Origin of the sequence: Paenibacillus peoriae (genome assembly GCF_022531965.1) — a bacterium.
GTDB classification, from domain to species: Bacteria; Bacillota; Bacilli; order Paenibacillales; family Paenibacillaceae; genus Paenibacillus; species Paenibacillus polymyxa_D.
Genome location: NZ_CP092831.1, coordinates 2,354,637 through 2,371,583 on the forward strand (window position 1 = coordinate 2,354,637; position 16,947 = coordinate 2,371,583).

Here is a 16,947-nt window from a genome sequence, read left to right on the forward strand (position 1 = left end):
ACGGGTGCATGCAGCTATTGCAACGTAGAACAGCAGGCGAAGCGATATTCGATTTCATGAACAACGTCTTCATGCTGATCATTTGTTTTGTGACATTGTATCCCGTGTGGTATGTGCTGGTGAACTCCTTTAACGAAGGAGCAGACGCTATGCGGGGTGGCATTTACTGGTGGCCGAGAGTCTTCAGTCTGGGCAGCTATCAGGCCGTATTTGCTAACAACGGTATTATGACTGCGATGGGAGTGACTATTGCCAAGACGCTTATCGGCACGATTGTTCATGTGTTTTTTACCGCTATGATTGCATATGCATATTCCCGTAAGGAGCTGATCGGGCGCAAGCTGTATATGCTGATTGGTACCATTACCCTGTTTTTCGGTGGGGGATTGATTCCAACGTATTTGCTGATTCGTGATCTCGGACTGCTGGACAGCTTTTGGGTGTACATCATTCCTGCGATGTTCAGCTTTTTTGATCTTATTATTTTTATGGCTTTTTTCCGAGAACTGCCGGATGCACTGGAAGAGGCGGCGAAAATAGACGGTGCGAATGATTTCGGTATCTTCTGCCGAATCGTGCTCCCTGTATCCATGCCGGTAGTAGCGACGATTGCGTTGTTTCATGGGGTATACCAGTGGAACGATTATTTTACTGGAATGATCTATATTAATAATACGGATCTTCAGCCGATTCAGACGTATTTGTACCGGGTTGTTGCCCAATCCAGCTCTAATCAAATGATGGCTGCTGCACCGGGGGGCGTTGCCCAGTCTGTCACTTCGCAATCGATCAAGCTGGCGACGATGGTCGTGACGACATTGCCCATTGTACTGGTATATCCTTTTCTGCAGAAGTATTTCGTCAAGGGTCTGATGATCGGATCGATCAAGGGTTAGCACATCATCCAAGGGGGAGATTTATGATGAATATTCGCAAATGGCAGAAAGGGCTGTTGGCCGTCGTGCTGCTGATAGGACCGCTCGCGGGGTGTACGTCCGGTGGAAGTGGCGCTGTCACGGAATTGAAGGACGAGAAAACTAAGGCTTCGGCAGATACGCCAGGCTGGAAGGCGGATACAGAGCCGATTACGTTTGACTGGTATTTGAATTTTTCCTGGTTCCCGAACAAGTGGGGAACGGATATGACCTCGAAGTATGTGACGCAAAAGACTGGGGTCAGCGTTAATTTTATCGTACCCGCAGGGAATGAAAATGAAAAACTGAATACCATGCTCGCCTCGGGCAAACTGCCTGATTTTGTCACGCTCAGTTGGGGGGAAGATGCGATCAAAAAAATGATCGAGGGCAAGATGGTGCTCCCACTTAACAAGTTGGCCGAGAAATATGATCCATATCTGATTAAAGTGGCAGACCCAGCTAAAATGTCATGGTATCGTCAAACGGACGGGAATGTATATGGGTATCCTAACGCGTCCTCTTCACCACAGGATTACCAAAAATACGGCCAAAATTTTGTCTCCAATCAAACGTTTATGGTTCGGAAGGATATGTACGAGGCGATTGGCAAGCCGGATATGAGAACACCAGAGGGATTTCTGAAAGCGCTTCAAAAAGCAAAGGAGAAATTCCCGGAGATAAACGGTCAACCGCTGATCCCGATAGGGTTCCACGAATTTACGGATAACGGAAATTATTCTTTTGAAGACTATTTACTTAATTTTTTAGCCGTTCCACATGAGAAGGACGGAAAGCTGTACGACCGTCGATCGGACGAAGAGTACATTCGCTGGCTCAAAACATTCCGTCAAGCCAATGAGCAGGGTCTGATCGCCAAGGACGTATTTATCGACAAACGTCCGCAAATGGAGGAGAAGGTGGCACAGGGACGGTATTTTGCCATGCTATATCAGCGCTCTGATTTTGCTACACAACAGGTGACGTTGCATGCGAAAGATCCCAACTCCGTCTACATTGCGGTGGATGGACCTTCCAACAGTAAGCTGGACCCGCCGACGCTGGCCGGGCCGGGCATTTCCGGGTGGACGGTGACGCTTATTTCGAAGGATGTCAAAGACAAGGAGCGGGCTATTGAATTTCTGACTTATCTGATTAGCGAGGAAGGGAATCGTGATCTGTATCTGGGGGAGCAGGGAAAGCTGTGGGACACAGTTAACGGTAAGCCAGCCTTCAAGCCGGAGGTACTGGAGCTGCTGAACAAGGATCGGTCTGCATTTGACAAAAAGTATGGCGCCTCCTTCACTTTCTGGATGCTGATGGATACAAATATGAATTTGCAGTGGGCGCCGCCCAGTGTCGAGCCGTATAAGCAGCCTGAAGATTGGACGAAAGGCAAGACCCACAGCTTCTCTCAATATGAGAATATCAAACCGACCGGAACCTCGGCAGAAGGCATTGCGTCAGGCCAGATAGACAAAATTTGGGGCAAGGCATTACCGAAACTGTTGCTGGCTTCCTCGGATGAGGAGTTCGATCGGCTGTTTGCCCGCTTTTTGGAAGACCGCAGAAAAGCAGGCTATGACAAGGTATTGGCTTATCAGCAAAAAGCCTATGAGGAAAACCTTAAGAAAATTGAACAGTTCACCAAATGATTTAATTCAATAACTTAATCTATTGAACCCCTAAGGATGTGATTACATGCCAGGCCGTGCACGTTCACAGATGAAGAGCCTGCTGCGCCGCACGATATGGCAGTGGATGACGGGAACGACCGATCGGCTTGGCGGTTGTTCCCTTCAAGTTAAGCTCATTGTCGCGTATATCGGCGTCATTTTAATCCCGGTGGTATTGTTCTCGCTATATACCTTTCACCAACTGTACGAGAATACAATGAAAGACATTACCGTACAAAATCAGTATGTGTTGGATACAGAGCTGGCCCATATTCATAGCAATATGGAAATTATGGAGCGAACCGCACAGCTTGCGATCTCAGATCGCAACGTGCTTCATTATCTAACCGAGGAACGTGAAATAAGCAGCGATGAGCTAGTCCAATTCAACTTGAATGTGTTTCCAAATTTACAGCACTTGCTGTACAGTAATCCCAATGTAGAGAACATTCGACTGTATACCAATAATCCCCAGACGCATGAAATATGGCCGATGATTTTCAAAGAATCACGATTGCCTAAGGCTTCCTGGCTGAAAGCGGCTCAACTCCGACAAGGGAAAATATGGTGGGATATGTACAAGGGGCCGAAAAGCTTACTTGGGGGACAATCCCGCCAGGAAAGTGAGACAGTGCAGTATATGGCACTGCTGCGTGAAATTCAGTCTACTGGAGGAAGACACGCGGGGTTGGTAGAAACAAATATGAGGCTGGAGCTATTTTCACCTAGGGTATTTGGAATCCCGCAACGTAATCGCGCATGGCAAATGTTCATTCTGAACGGCGGGGATTCCATCTCAAACGGTGGAAAATTAGTGTCTTCTACCGATATAGCTACAGCTTCCTTTCAACCTGATCCCATTCCGATCCCTCTGTCCCATGTGCACCATCTGTTACAGTCCCGCGTTCAGGGACAGGGTGGTGTTTTTGACTTTACCTATGGGAATAAGCCTTATCTTGGTTTGTATCGTTATATAGAAGGGTTGGACGCCTACCTGCTAAATGTGGTGGCGCTGGACGGTCCGCTGGGTGATCTCCGTCAGAAACGCAATGCTATGCTGCTCATTATTAGTATGCTGATTTTGTTTATGTCCGTCATTTCCTATACCTTGCATGCCTTCATTCTCAAGCAGCTACATACCCTGCGTGAATCCATGAAAAAAGTAGAGCAGGAGGGTGACTTTCAGCTTAAGATTCCAGTATATGGACGGGGAGAAGTGGCTGAGCTGGCTTTATATTTTCGCAGTCTGCTGAGTCGAATTAACGGGCTCATTGCCGAGGCAGTACACAAGCAGGCCACTGCTCAAGAAGCTGAACTGCTAGCGCTCAAGCATCAGATTGATTCCCACTTTCTCTATAATACATTGGAAAATTTAAAAATGATGGCGGAGATAGAACGGCAGTATCCGCTGTCGGATGCCCTTACCTCCCTTGGCTCGATGATGCGTTATAATCTCCAATGGTCCGGGTCGTGTGTTACGTTGCGGGATGAAATCCGACATATCCAGCATTACGTGGCCATCATGAACATTCGCCACGATAACCAAATTGGATTGGAAATTCATCTATCGTCGGCGTTTATGGAACTGGAGATGCTGAAAATGTCGCTGCAGCCTGTAGTCGAAAATGCTATCAAGCACGGGTGGAGTACATTGCAAAGCCCATTCAGCATCACGATTGAAGCCTGCTCTAAGCAGGATATCATAGAATTGCGTATACAGGATAACGGAGTGGGGATCTCTGAAGAAAGAAGAAACGCCATCATGGCTGGTCTAGCGCGAACGGATATGGATTCCCTCGAGCCCGGGATGAATGGGGGAATCGGTTTGTATAATGTGCATCGCCGTTTAAGTATGCAGTATGGCGCAGAGTATGGCATAAGACTGGACAGCATCCACGGACAATCGACGACAGTGACCCTGATTTTGCCTAGACGTTACATGATGAGGGGGACGGACCATGACGACCAAGCTGTTGATTGCGGATGACGAGAAAAATATTCGAATGGGACTTCAAGCTATGATCGAACGGGAATTTTCCGGTCTCTATGAATGTGTACTGGTCAAGGACGGAAGGGAAGCCTGGCAGCATGTGAAGCAGTTTTTGCCCGAGTTGGTGATAACGGATATCCGTATGCCTATTATGGATGGCATTATGCTGATGCAGCATATTCGTGAGCTGGAGCCGGAACGCAGGCCGTTGGTGATCATTCTCAGTGGATATGACGAGTTTCAGTATGCGCGCGAAGCGATTCGCTGTGGGGCACGAGAGTATTTGCTCAAGCCGATCGTAAGGGAGGAACTGTTCGGTGCGCTGGCAGTTTTGAATGAGGAATTGAAGGAGAGGAACCCCCTCACATACGATAGTGTTGTCGGCGTAGAGAAAGATAGACTAGCTGGCGCGAGTGCCAACGTCGATAGAAGTGGTAGTATGACACGTGCTATCCAATATATCCACGCTCATTACAGCGAGGATTTGAATATGGCAGTAGTATCCAACTCAGTATCCTTGAATTATACGTATTTTAGTCAGGCGTTCAAAGCTTATACAGGCCTCAGCTTTGTTCAATATGTAAAAAGGCTGCGCATTTCAGAAGCCAAAAAGCTGCTGGAGTGTCAAGGGGGCAGGATCTATGAAATTGCGGCTAACGTGGGCTTTGACAATGCAAAGCACTTTAACAAAGTGTTTCGTGAGCTGGAGGGGATGAGCCCGCAGCAGTTTCGAGTGCAGAATCAAAGGGGTAATTAGATATAAAGAGGGGGAAAACTCCACTGCCTTTTTACCCTTATCCTGATATAATAAACGTATGCATAACCATGACCTTCAATCAGAGAGTTTGTACACAATCACACGAATCGCCGAACGGAAGGGGAGAGCATATGGTTATTTATGAAACGGACCAAGCTTATATCATGACGACGCAGCATGACCATGCCCATATTTCAGGTGAGTTGGCTTTACAATGGGAAGAGAGTGCCTTCAAGAATAGACGTCATAAGCAGGATTTTGTATATGCAGCAAGGGAGCATGATCGGGGTTGGATACAGTTAGACGCTGCTCCTTTCTGGAATGATCATATGTCAGTACCTTATACATTTATTGATTTTCCGCTCAGTCCACGTTTTGTTTTCTATCGTCTTGGGATTGATGAAGTCGAACAAGGAAACACGTATGCTGCGTTGCTGTGTAGCTTGATGTACAAGGAGCTAGTCGGGCGGACCGAGCATCAAAATGCTCAGGACAAGCAGATTACGCATGCTTATCAGGAAGCGGAGGAACAGCGTCGTCTGAGGCTCAAACAGGAGCTGGCATGTGGCGTAACCTTCGACCATCAAGTGCGGACGGATGTACGGAGAATGTTGTTTTGCGACGAATTGAGTCTGTTTTTGTGCAGTCGAGAGCCGGGTACGCCTACAGTAGAATATGAATGGTTTGCTGAAGGTTTGAGCTTCCCGGCTGTTCGTCATGAAAGCGGGCGAGTTTGGGCCGAGTGGCTATCGGATCAGACTGTAGGTCTCTCCTTTTTTCCTTTCAAGGGCAAGGTAGGGATTACTCATACCTTTAAAAAGGTGGACAAGGAGAAAATTCGTACCTTCGGTCTCCTAGAGGCTTACCGTTCTTCCGAATGGACGCATCGAACCTTTACCGTTGAACATATCATGGAAGTAGAAGAACATAAGGAGAATGCCTGACCGTCTACGAATACAGCCTCGAACAATAATTTGTTTGTAGACGCAGAGAAAAGCCTCCCTGAACCATGATTCAGAGAGGCTCGCTTTTTTCTAGCTTTAACATTTTACGATTTTGCAGAGGTTTTCGCACGATTGACAATAGTCTGTACCTTATTCAATACCTTATCGCGTGCCCCTTTATTTTTCATCAGATACGTCACACCCATTCCCAATGCTGCTACCACCCATTTCTTATTCTTCATAAAGTACGCCTCCTTATGATCATGTTGTCATACCCAAATGCTTAAAAGCATCCAAAATGTGAAAAGATGAACGGGATTTTACGATTTAGTGATTCCTTGCACTCGTTCCGCATAACTATGATTTACCCTTCTCCATCACATCTTACCCGTTCCTTCGCCAATGAAACGATTACGACTGTCTTTTCATGTTTAATGGATATTATCAAATATCCCGCCACAATGGCTTCAGACGCACATGACAGGGAGGTCTTTGTTATGAGAAAGAAGGAAGTGGTTGCCATGCTGCTCGCCGGCGGACAAGGCAAAAGACTCAAAGGACTTACTCGTACACTAGCCAAACCGGCAGTATTTTTTGGAGGAACTTACCGCATTATTGATTTCCCTCTCAGCAATTGCACTCATTCTGGTATAGACACTGTAGGTGTATTGACCCAATACGAGCCGTTGGTGCTCCATTCCTATATCGGCGTAGGCAGCGACTGGGATTTGGATCGTCTGGATGGAGGAGTGTTCGTTTTACCTCCGCACGAGAAAGAAGATGGAAACAACTGGTATAGGGGCACGGCGGATGCAATATATCGAAACCTGCATTTCTTGGACCAGTATGACCCGGAGCATGTACTCATTCTGTCAGGGGATCACATTTATAAAATGGACTACAGTCGAATGCTCCACTATCACAAGGAGAAGGAAGCAGACTGCACCATTTCTGTTATCAATGTCACGATTCAGGAAGCTAAACGATTTGGAATCCTGAACGCTGACGATGATCTGAAAATATATGACTTTGAGGAGAAGCCTGAACAGCCGAAAAGTACATTGGCCTCCATGGGTATTTATTTGTTCAAATGGGAGGTGTTGCGTCGCTATTTACTGGAAAGCGCAAGCGATTCTGAATCCTCACATGATTTTGGCAAGGATATCATTCCATTGTTGCTTCAGCATGGCCGGTCGCTGTATGCGTACCCGTTTGCTGGGTACTGGAAGGATGTAGGTACCATTCAGAGCTTGTGGGAGTCCAACATGGATCTTCTGGTTCAGGATCCGCCTTTGGATCTGAATGATCCTTTCTGGCGCATCTATACTCGCAGCCCCAATCAACCGGCCCAGTATATAACCCAACGGGCGATTCTCAAAAACAGCATTGTAAATGAAGGTTGCATGGTGGATGGAGAAGTAAGGCATTCTGTACTATTTTATGGGGTCGAAGTAGGTGAAGGGAGCGTCATTACCGATTCTGTCATCATGCCGAACGTAAAAATTGGGCGCAATGTACGTATTCACCGGGCTATCGTGAATGAGAACATCGTTATTGAAGACAACGCGTTTATTGGACCTGAAGATAGTTCTGATGAGATTATTTTGTTCGATCAGGAAAGCCAGCTTCATGCACGAATTTAACCTGGATAAGGACGGTGTCTGCTATGAGTCGACTCATTGGAGTTATCAACCTGGATCACGAACTGGATCAGTTGAAGGAGTTGACCTATTTCCGGTGCGGGGCCGCAGTCCCCTTTGCTAGTCGATATCGGCTCATTGATTTTACCTTATCCAATATGATGCATGCAGGGGTGCATGATATTGCATTGTTTATCCGCCGCAAATACCGTTCGCTGCTGGATCATCTGGGCGAAGGTCGGCCTTGGGATTTAGACCGCAGACGGGGCGGGTTGTTTATTTTGCCACCGGACTGGAATGATCCGACGGATGCATCGCGTGGAGATTTGCAGCATGTGCACAACAATCTGGACTTTTTCCATCGCTCATCGGGGCAAACCATTATTCACGCAGGAACTCAGCATGTCAATAAGGTGGATATCGAGGATGTATATCGTTATCATCAGGAGAAAAATGCAGATGTTACCCTTGTATATAAACCCATAGACCAGCTAGAATCTGAGCATGATCCTTGTGCACGACTGGAGATTGATGAGAACGGACGAGTGACGGGTATTCATCAGGAGCAGGATCATCATAACATTTATCTGGAGATGTTTGTGATGGACAAAGACTTGTATCTGGATCAGGTGAAGCATTGCATTGCCCATCAGGATAATCATTTCTTTCGTGATGCCATCCAGAAAAACCCAAGTGGACTGCGTATTTATGCGTATCGTTATGAAGGTTATCATGCGGTTATTAATTCTATTGAGAGCTACTATAAAAATAGCATGAAGCTGTTGGATCAGCAGCAGTATCAAGCCCTGTTTCAGAATCAGCCGGTGCACACCAAAATCAAGTATGAAGCCCCGACCCGCTATACGCACAGCGCCGAGGTGGATCATTCACTTGTTGCCAATGGCTGCACCATTGGAGGCAAGGTCGAGAATAGTATTCTTTTCCGTGGAGTGCGGGTGGAGGAGGGTGCGCGGGTAAGCAACTCGATTATTATGCAAAAATGTGTCATCCGTAAAGGGGCAGTTGTGGAGAATGTGGTTTTAGATAAAGATGTACAGCTTTCACCAGATCGAACTCTGATTGGAGACATTAGAGTTCCCTATGTCATTGCCAAGAATAGCGTAATTTAAAGGATATACTTAGCCATTAAAACGGAAATAACAGGAGGTACAACTTTGTTCAGCAATAAAGAAGCATTTAAGCAGGCTTTTCGAGAGCAACTGGTCGGAAGGCTGGGCAAACCGATGCAGGAGGCTCAGTCGGAAGACGTATATAAGGTTTTGGGTGGCATGATTCGTGAACAAGTCGGCAAGAATTGGGCAGAAACGAACCAAGCCTATAAAGAAGGACAAGAGAAGCAGATTTATTATTTTTCCCTGGAATTTTTGATAGGTCGTCTACTGGGCAGTAATCTGCTGAATTTGGGCGTCCTGGATATGGTTCGGCAGGCATTGGGTGAACTGGGCTGGGATCTGGAGGAAATTGAAGAACAGGAGGCGGACGCGGGGCTAGGCAATGGGGGTCTCGGCCGTCTGGCGGCTTGCTTCATGGACTCGCTGGCATCCCTTGGCTATGCAGGACATGGGTGCGGCATCCGGTATAAATATGGTCTGTTTGAACAGCGTATTGTGGACGGCAATCAGGTTGAACTGCCGGATTACTGGCTACAGAAAGGGAATGTCTGGGAGGAACGTCGTCCTGATAAAAAGGTCGAGGTTCATTTTTGGGGAAGAGTGGAAACCCATGAACAGGAGGGACATCTTGTATTCGAGACAAAGGATGCTGAAACGGTCTGGGCTGTCCCTTACGATATTCCGCTGGTAGGCTATGGTCATACACAGGTGAATACGCTGCGGATTTGGAGTGCGGAATCAGCGCTTGATCCCGTTCGAGGACCGATTCGAGGCGAAGGCGGTTATTACCGCTTTCTCGACTACAATCGATCGGTGGAATCTATCTCCGCATTTCTATATCCGGACGACTCCAATTATGAGGGAAAGCTGCTTCGCTTGAAGCAGCAGTATTTCCTGTGCTCGGCCGGATTACAAAGTATTTTGCGTACGTTTGAGAAGCTTCGTTTACCTTATAGCCATTTGCCCGATAAAATAGCACTGCACATTAACGATACACATCCGACCCTAGTTATTCCGGAACTGATGCGTATTCTGATGGACGTGAAGGGCTTGGGCTGGGACGAAGCATGGGATATTACGACGCGAACCGTTTCATATACGAATCATACGATATTAAGTGAGGCGTTGGAACAATGGCCTGTTAATATGGTACGGGAGCTGCTTCCTCGTATTTCTTTAATCATTGAAGAAATTAACAAACGTTATTGCGCTATGCTACTGGAGCGTTACCCAGGCCAGGACATCAAAATTGGTGAAATGGCGATTATTCACGGTGAACAAATCCGTATGGCCCACTTGGCAATCGTCGGTAGCTACAGCGTTAATGGGGTGGCTGCGCTGCATACGCAAATATTAAAGGAACGAGAGATGAAGTCGTTTCACGAGCTGTACCCTGACCGTTTTAACAATAAAACAAACGGGATTGCCCATCGCCGCTGGCTGATGCACGCCAACCCGGAGCTGGCAAGCTTGTACGATGAGACGATCGGCACACGCTGGAGGACCCGTCCAAGGGAGCTCATCGACCTGCTTCGTTACAGTGGGGACGAGACGTTCAAAGAACGGATACATGCGATTAAGCGAAATAATAAAGTCAGGCTTGCTGAGTATGTTTTTGCAAAACAGGGCGTGCGATTGGATACGTCCTCCATTTTTGATGTACAGGTCAAACGGTTGCATGGTTATAAGCGACAGCTGCTCAATATTTTGCATGTGATGCATCTATACAGCCAGCTTAAAAGTAATCCGGGCCTGGATGTGACGCCACGCACATTTATTTTTGGAGCCAAAGCCGCCCCCGGTTATTTTCTCGCCAAACAGACGATCAAGCTCATTAATAACGTGGCGGACACGATCAATCGAGATGTGGAAGTCAAGGACAAGCTGAAAGTCGTTTTCCTTGAAAATTATTCGGTCTCACTGGCGGAGCTGATTATTCCTGCGGCGGATGTCAGTGAGCAGATTTCCACGGCAGGCAAAGAAGCTTCAGGCACAGGCAATATGAAATTTATGATGAACGGTGCGCTCACAATAGGTACATTGGACGGAGCCAATGTTGAAATGCATGAAATGGTAGGCGATGCCAACATGTTCATTTTTGGATTGAAGGTGGATCAGATCGAGGCATATTACCGGGACGGCCAGTATTCGGCGCGCAAAACAGCCAACAGTGACGAAAGACTGCGTGAAGTGCTGGATCAACTTGTGAACGATGCTCCTTTTACGCGGCATGAACGGGAATTTGAGGCCATTTATCAATCCCTGATTGATCATAATGATGAATACTTTGTGCTCAAGGACTTCGCAGCCTATGTGGATACGCAGGTTCATATTGAACAGGTGTATCGGAATCCCTCGGAGTGGACTCGGCGTGCTATTGTCAATATGGCACACTCCGGTAAATTTTCTAGTGATTGTACGATTCAGCAATACGCGGCTGAGATTTGGGACATTGTACCTCTCCAGAACGATGTCTACAAGCGAATTCTGTCCTAAAACGGCGAAACAGGCGGAATAGCATTGCTTTTCGAACGCTGAGGGTTATAATGACAGTATAGACATAAGTAAGGATGGGAGCTGTAAATACTCATTCCTGAAATTGAATTGTACTGTTGAAGGAGTCCTCCTATTGATAAAGCTCAATCCGAAAAGGCTCAAACCTCATAAATCGAAGAAGAACTATAATATGTTTCAAAATATAGGGCGTGCGATTCGGCTGAATTTCATCAAGCTGTTGCGCGCCCCTGGAGGAGTTAAAAAGATCTCCTTGGGCTTCGCCATTGGCTTTGCGCTGGAGATGATTGTGATTTCCACGGCTTCTCTGGTATACCTTGTTTTTTATCCGATTGTTCGTCTCTCTGGCGGCTCGCTGCCTGCGGCCATTGTGGGTAACGTTGTAGGTAAGCTGACCTTTTTGCCAATTGTACTAATGCCATTCGCCAAGCAAGTGGGGGCTTGGATTTATCCATCTCATTATCCGGTACATGTCAGGGGCGGACGACTTCACGAGCATTCTTTTATGGAGCTGTTTCACGGCAACTGGTCTGTATTCAGAGACTTGTTGCACGGAGGCTTGCACATCCTGATCGGCATGTCGATTTTCGGTGTGGTGCTGGGCATTATCTCGTATTTTGTCATTCAGGTTCTGTATAATCGTTCGCTGCACAAACGGTTGGAGAAGCGGAAGTTGCGTCATGGCGCAGCATTTTCGGCGGCCAGACTGCTGAAGAATGGATAACTATGTATAAGAAAGAAGCTCTTCGAGCCTATTCATTAGGTCTGAAGGGCTTCTTTGAGTTGGGGCAAGAAAAAGCCTATGATCTCTATAAGACCCATACGCTTTTGGCATATATTGTAACAGGATTGGCTTCATTTGCTCGAATCGTTTACAATACGTGTGCATACAACACTGGACGACAGGTTAATGTACATACAAGGAGTGATGAAGTTGCGGAAGATATGGCAAATCTACTTAACAGACTGGAGAAATGTATTCAAAGTATCGACCGGGACTTTATTAGTCATTGGCATCATTCTTTTGCCTTCCGTCTATGCATGGGTGAATTTGAAAGCGATGTGGGATCCATATGCGAATACATCTGGAATTAAAATTGCAGTTACCAGCCAAGATCAGGGTGCAGAAGTGAATGGTAAGAAGATTAATATCGGCGATGAGGTTTTGCATAACCTTCAAAATAACAAGAAGCTGGGTTGGACTTTTGTGAATGAAGCGGAAGCACGGAAAGGTGTGTTGGATGGTGATTATTATGCCAGCCTGCTGATCCCGAAAGACTTTTCAGAGAAAATTACGAGTGTGCTGACGGAAAATCCGCAAAAGCCGGAAATTGATTACGCCGTAAATGAAAAAATTAATGCAGTAGCTCCGAAAATTACATCTTCGGGGGCAACCTCTCTGACGAACCAGATTAGCCAAAACTTTATTGAAACTGCCAGCCAGGCGGTATTGACGAAGTTGAAGGATGCTGGAGTAAAGTTGGAGGAGGAACTCCCGACAATTCGTAACATTGAAAACCGGGTGTTGGAGCTAAATAATCGACTACCGGATATCGATAGGTTGGGCAAACAGGCCTTGGAGCTGGAGCGAAATTTGCCGAAAATTAAGGCGCAGGGACAAAAGATTATCGCATTGAAGGAGAAAATTCCTGAAATTAACCGCGCCGGTGACCTGGTGCTCAAAATTGACAAAAACATGCCTGAGCTGGACAAGGTAGCCGCTGTTATTTTAGATATCCAAAAAAGACTACCTGATATTCAAAAGGCTGGTGATCGAATTGTTGAACTGGATCAAAATTTTAGCAAGGTAGAAAGCGCACTGACCACCGCCCTGGAGGATACGCAAACGGCTCTTAAAGTTATTAATGCTGCCCAGAGGGCACTGCCAGAAGTACAGCAGATAGCGGACACAGGCAAGGACTTTACAACCGGTTTACTTGAATTTCTGGACAAAAATGAGGGTGCGCTTGATTCGATAGGTACAGTAGTTAAAGAAGATTTACAACTGGTACAACAAATTGCGAATGAGGTTTCTCAGATTACAGACATCATTCGTGGTGTGGATTTTGATCCTAAAGCAGCACAAGCTGCGGTGAATCGTGTCAGCGGTAGGCTGACAACTGCCGTGGGGGTGCTGGATCATATTTCTCAATTGCTGAACCGTGTGAACGGATACTTGCCAAGTCAACCTCTGGATTCACTTATTTCCCGTGTGGGCGGGGTGGAGGATCGTTTCCGCCGTCTGAATAGCACAGTAACTAGTATCGGGAATGCCATCCAGCGCGGTGAAAAGCCTGCGCAAAATCTGCTGGATGACACTGATCGCCTTGCTGGAGAAATCAGTAGCGGAATTGACAACATTTTGGGCAATTATGATACGGAGTATGCACCCGCCATTCAAAAGGCGCTAGATCAGATCAAATCCGTAGCCCGCAATTCTGCCAATGTGCTGACTACAGCTCAAGAGCAGCTACCGAATATTGAAAAGCTATTAAATGACGCACAGGCTGCAGCAGAATTCGGCCAGCAAGAGCTAACACGTCTCCAGCAGGATCTGCCACAATACCGTCAGAAACTGCATGAAGCGGCGACAATGATTCAGGGACGTATGGGCGAGTTTACGAATGCTGTGAACAAAGCAGCAGACTTCGTAAATAACGATTTGCCGACGGTTAAAAGTAAAATTCATCAGGCGGCAGATTTTGTGCGTAATGATTTGCCCAAAGCGGAACAACAGTTTGTCAAAATGGCTGACTTAATTGAAAATAAATTTCCTGAAGCGGAAAAAGCGGTGCACCAAGTGGCCAATTTTGTAAGGACCGATCTTCCAGCTGCCGAGGATTCCATACGTCAGGCTGCAGACACCATTCGCAAGCTTAAGGGCGAAAATGCACTCGGACGCGCTATTGCATTGCTCAAGGGGGATGTGAAAAAGGAAAGTGAGTTTCTCGGCAGTCCGGTATCGTTGAAGCAGGAACGGATATATCCAATCCCTAACTATGGTTCTGCGATGTCACCTTTTTACACTACATTGTCGATTTGGGTAGGTGCGATGCTACTGGTATCAATGTTCAGGGTAGATGTGGATGACCCGGAAGGACAATTTAAAAGCTACCAAGTGTATTTCGGACGGCTGATGACATTCTCCACAATTGGTATTTTTCAGGCGCTGAGCGTATCTCTCGGTGACTTGTTCCTGCTCGGGGCGTATGTGGATGCCAAAGTAGCCTTTGTACTATCCTCTATGCTGATCAGTCTGGTGTTTACGGCGATGACCTATACACTAGTTTCTGTGTTCGGCAATATCGGCAAGGGACTGGCGGTCATCCTGCTGGTGCTTCAATTCTCCAGTTCAGGAGGGACGTTTCCGATTGCGACGAGTACACCATTCTTTCAGGCGCTGAATCCATTTGTACCATTTACCTATGCGGTTAGTCTGTTACGAGAGACAGTAGGAGGGATGTTGGCTTCAACGGTGATACGGGATGTGGTGATGCTGTTTGTATTTATCGGTGTTTGCTTCCTGTTTGGATTGGTGTTGAAGAAGCCGCTCAGCAAGCATACGAAAAAAATGGCTGAGCGAGCGAAAGAAACGAAATTAATTCCTTGATTGTTAAATAGAGAGTGAGTTACGGTGGATAAACGCGCTCCGCGAAGGATTTGATCTTACGATCGCTGTTGCCACGGGATTCTTTGGATTAGATAGACATGAAAAGGTAAGAATCCCGTGGCAAAGGCGAACGCGCCGCTTCTCCAGATTCAAATCCTCCGCTCTGCTGGCATCCGCCGTAAAGTCACCTTCTTTTAATATTCGGCGGGTAGTACGGGGAGGTGGCCTCCGCATGTTATGCTTCGGCATGGTGCGGAGGCCTTTTTGCATGCGCTCTCCAAACTTTAAATTGCATTTGGGGGTGTTTCAATGCGGTTTGTTCTGGTGAATAAACGGAGTATGGTCTTTTTTGGCATGTAATTTTGCGGAATTTTAAAATCCTTAAGCAAAGGCGGGAGGTAGTATGGAGTATTCATACTTAGGAAAGTCAGGCTTAAAGGTGAGTCGGTTATGTCTGGGGACGATGAATTTCGGACCAGAAACCGAAGAAAAGGATGCGTTTAAAATTATGGATGCCGCACTGGATGCGGGCATTAACTTTTTTGATACGGCTAATGTATATGGCCATGACCGTAAAGGTTGGACAGAGGAAATTATCGGACGTTGGTTCCAGCAGGGCGGCGGAAGACGCGAGAAGGTCGTGTTGGCAACGAAGGTATACGGAGATATGAAAAATGAACATGACGGACCCAATGCAGGATCAGGCTTGTCTGCTTACAAAATTCGCCGCCATTTGGATGCGTCTCTGAAACGTCTGCAGACCGACCATGTAGAGCTATACCAAATGCATCACATTGACCGAAACGTGTCATGGGATGAGCTGTGGGGCGTATTCGAGTCCGTGGTGGATCGGGGACAAGTTGGTTATATCGGTTCCAGTAATTTTGCGGGCTGGCACATTGCGGTGGCGCAGGCCGAAGCGAAGGCACGGCGTTTTTTGGGGCTTGTATCCGAGCAGCATTTGTACAACTTGAACGAACGTTCCGCCGAGCTTGAAGTATTACCGGCAGCTCAGGAGCTGGGGCTGGGTGTGATCCCATGGAGCCCGTTGGCGGGCGGACTGCTGGGACGGAATGCGTTAGCTGGTACAGGTTCCCGCAGCGCACGCGCCAAGGAAAAGGTGGAGCAGAATCGTATGAAGCTGGAGCAATTTGCAGCATTGTCCCGCGAGCTGGGTGAAAAGGAAGACGTGATTGCACTGGCTTGGGTACTTTCCCATCCGGCTGTAACGGCTCCAATTATCGGACCACGGACCTTAGAACAGTTAGAGGATGCACTACGGGTACCTGAGGTCAAATTGAGCGAGGAAGTGCTTGCCAAGCTGAATGAGATTTTCCCGGGTCCGGGAAAACCTGCGCCAGAAGCCTACGCTTGGTAATAATACTTTGTACTCGTCATAAAGCATCATTCTTTGTTAGAAATCATCGGCAAAAAGCAGCAGATCAGGAGCCTCTCTTTGATCTGCTGCTTTTTTCTGGTGCCTGATCCACATTTGAACGACCATGGAAAAAATATATATGCGCTAAAACAAAAAGATTAATTCTCCCATTAATGCAAAAAAAACTTCCAGAGATTGTGTTGCTTCTACGGTCGCCAGTTTTTGCATATTTCCACGAACCTGATCTATAGCTTTAAAAAATAAAACTCTTTAAATATCGTTATTTCTCATATTAATAATGACTTAGGTCATTCATTTCAAGAGTTTTTTTACGGTTGACAAGGCAAAAGGGATGCTGTATATTACTGAAAGTTGGTGTTAATAGTAATTA

12 protein-coding genes and 1 pseudogene are annotated in these 16,947 nt (G+C 46.7%); 11 read left to right on the forward strand and 2 right to left on the reverse strand.

Annotated features, from left to right (window positions below):
- Positions 1-8 precede the first annotated feature (8 nt).
- The 5 genes from MLD56_RS10810 to MLD56_RS10830 all read left to right on the forward strand — a co-directional run bounded on the left by MLD56_RS10810 (position 9) and on the right by MLD56_RS10830 (position 6,281).
- Positions 9-896 carry a carbohydrate ABC transporter permease gene (locus tag MLD56_RS10810; protein ID WP_029519089.1) on the forward strand — a complete coding sequence of 296 codons (888 nt, stop codon included), beginning with the start codon at positions 9-11 and terminating at the stop codon, positions 894-896.
- Positions 897-922: 26 nt separating this feature from the next.
- The gene (locus MLD56_RS10815) at positions 923-2,569 is read left to right on the forward strand and encodes an extracellular solute-binding protein (RefSeq protein WP_029519090.1); all 1,647 of its coding nucleotides are present in this window, start codon (positions 923-925) and stop codon (positions 2,567-2,569) included.
- A 46-nt stretch (positions 2,570-2,615) separates the two neighbouring features.
- Positions 2,616-4,577 carry a sensor histidine kinase gene (locus tag MLD56_RS10820; RefSeq protein WP_029519091.1) on the forward strand — a complete coding sequence of 654 codons (1,962 nt, stop codon included), beginning with the start codon at positions 2,616-2,618 and terminating at the stop codon, positions 4,575-4,577.
- Positions 4,549-5,337: a response regulator transcription factor gene (locus MLD56_RS10825; protein ID WP_029519093.1), complete on the forward strand. Its 789-nt coding sequence runs from the start codon at positions 4,549-4,551 to the stop codon at positions 5,335-5,337. The genes MLD56_RS10820 and MLD56_RS10825 overlap by 29 nt, the downstream gene beginning before the upstream one ends.
- A 131-nt stretch (positions 5,338-5,468) precedes the next feature.
- Positions 5,469-6,281 (forward strand): DUF3891 family protein, encoded by an 813-nt coding sequence (locus tag MLD56_RS10830; RefSeq protein WP_029519094.1) that lies wholly within the window; start codon positions 5,469-5,471, stop codon positions 6,279-6,281.
- Positions 6,282-6,385: 104 nt separating this feature from the next.
- On the opposite strand, the gene MLD56_RS10835 is transcribed toward MLD56_RS10830, so the two are convergent.
- Positions 6,386-6,523, reverse strand: coding sequence for a hypothetical protein (locus MLD56_RS10835; RefSeq protein WP_023988334.1), 138 nt, complete (start codon positions 6,521-6,523; stop codon positions 6,386-6,388).
- 255 nt (positions 6,524-6,778) lie between these two features.
- Between MLD56_RS10835 and MLD56_RS10840 the strand changes: the two genes are divergently transcribed.
- The 6 genes from MLD56_RS10840 (at position 6,779) to MLD56_RS10865 (ending at position 16,556) form a co-directional block, all read left to right on the forward strand.
- Positions 6,779-7,924 (forward strand): glucose-1-phosphate adenylyltransferase, encoded by a 1,146-nt coding sequence (locus tag MLD56_RS10840; RefSeq protein WP_029519096.1) that lies wholly within the window; start codon positions 6,779-6,781, stop codon positions 7,922-7,924.
- A gap of 23 nt (positions 7,925-7,947) precedes the next feature.
- Positions 7,948-9,051: a glucose-1-phosphate adenylyltransferase subunit GlgD gene (gene glgD, locus MLD56_RS10845; RefSeq protein ID WP_029519097.1), complete on the forward strand. Its 1,104-nt coding sequence runs from the start codon at positions 7,948-7,950 to the stop codon at positions 9,049-9,051.
- Positions 9,052-9,096: 45 nt separating this feature from the next.
- Complete coding sequence (locus tag MLD56_RS10850) at positions 9,097-11,550, forward strand: glycogen/starch/alpha-glucan phosphorylase (RefSeq protein WP_029519098.1); 2,454 nt, start codon at positions 9,097-9,099, stop codon at positions 11,548-11,550.
- A gap of 190 nt (positions 11,551-11,740) precedes the next feature.
- Positions 11,741-12,292, forward strand: coding sequence for a DUF2062 domain-containing protein (locus tag MLD56_RS10855; RefSeq protein WP_049817076.1), 552 nt, complete (start codon positions 11,741-11,743; stop codon positions 12,290-12,292).
- Between the two features lie 210 nt (positions 12,293-12,502).
- Positions 12,503-15,178 carry a YhgE/Pip domain-containing protein gene (locus MLD56_RS10860; protein ID WP_029519102.1) on the forward strand — a complete coding sequence of 892 codons (2,676 nt, stop codon included), beginning with the start codon at positions 12,503-12,505 and terminating at the stop codon, positions 15,176-15,178.
- A gap of 403 nt (positions 15,179-15,581) precedes the next feature.
- Complete coding sequence (locus MLD56_RS10865) at positions 15,582-16,556, forward strand: aldo/keto reductase (RefSeq protein ID WP_029519103.1); 975 nt, start codon at positions 15,582-15,584, stop codon at positions 16,554-16,556.
- 150 nt (positions 16,557-16,706) lie between these two features.
- Here MLD56_RS10865 and MLD56_RS26110 read toward each other — a convergent pair.
- Positions 16,707-16,823, reverse strand: a pseudogene (locus MLD56_RS26110) (multidrug resistance efflux transporter family protein); the annotation flags it as partial.
- Positions 16,824-16,947: the final 124 nt, after the last annotated feature.

Coding starts and splice junctions, on each gene's coding strand:
- MLD56_RS10825 (WP_029519093.1), top strand. CDS start 4,549: ATGACGACCAAGCTGTTGATTGCGGATGACGAGAAAAATATTCGAATG.
- MLD56_RS10865 (WP_029519103.1), top strand. CDS start 15,582: ATGGAGTATTCATACTTAGGAAAGTCAGGCTTAAAGGTGAGTCGGTTA.
- MLD56_RS10830 (WP_029519094.1), top strand. CDS start 5,469: ATGGTTATTTATGAAACGGACCAAGCTTATATCATGACGACGCAGCAT.
- MLD56_RS10815 (WP_029519090.1), top strand. CDS start 923: ATGAATATTCGCAAATGGCAGAAAGGGCTGTTGGCCGTCGTGCTGCTG.
- MLD56_RS10820 (WP_029519091.1), top strand. CDS start 2,616: ATGCCAGGCCGTGCACGTTCACAGATGAAGAGCCTGCTGCGCCGCACG.
- MLD56_RS10810 (WP_029519089.1), top strand. CDS start 9: ATGCAGCTATTGCAACGTAGAACAGCAGGCGAAGCGATATTCGATTTC.
- MLD56_RS10840 (WP_029519096.1), top strand. CDS start 6,779: ATGAGAAAGAAGGAAGTGGTTGCCATGCTGCTCGCCGGCGGACAAGGC.
- MLD56_RS10855 (WP_049817076.1), top strand. CDS start 11,741: ATGTTTCAAAATATAGGGCGTGCGATTCGGCTGAATTTCATCAAGCTG.
- glgD (WP_029519097.1), top strand. CDS start 7,948: ATGAGTCGACTCATTGGAGTTATCAACCTGGATCACGAACTGGATCAG.
- MLD56_RS10835 (WP_023988334.1), bottom strand. CDS start 6,523: ATGAAGAATAAGAAATGGGTGGTAGCAGCATTGGGAATGGGTGTGACG.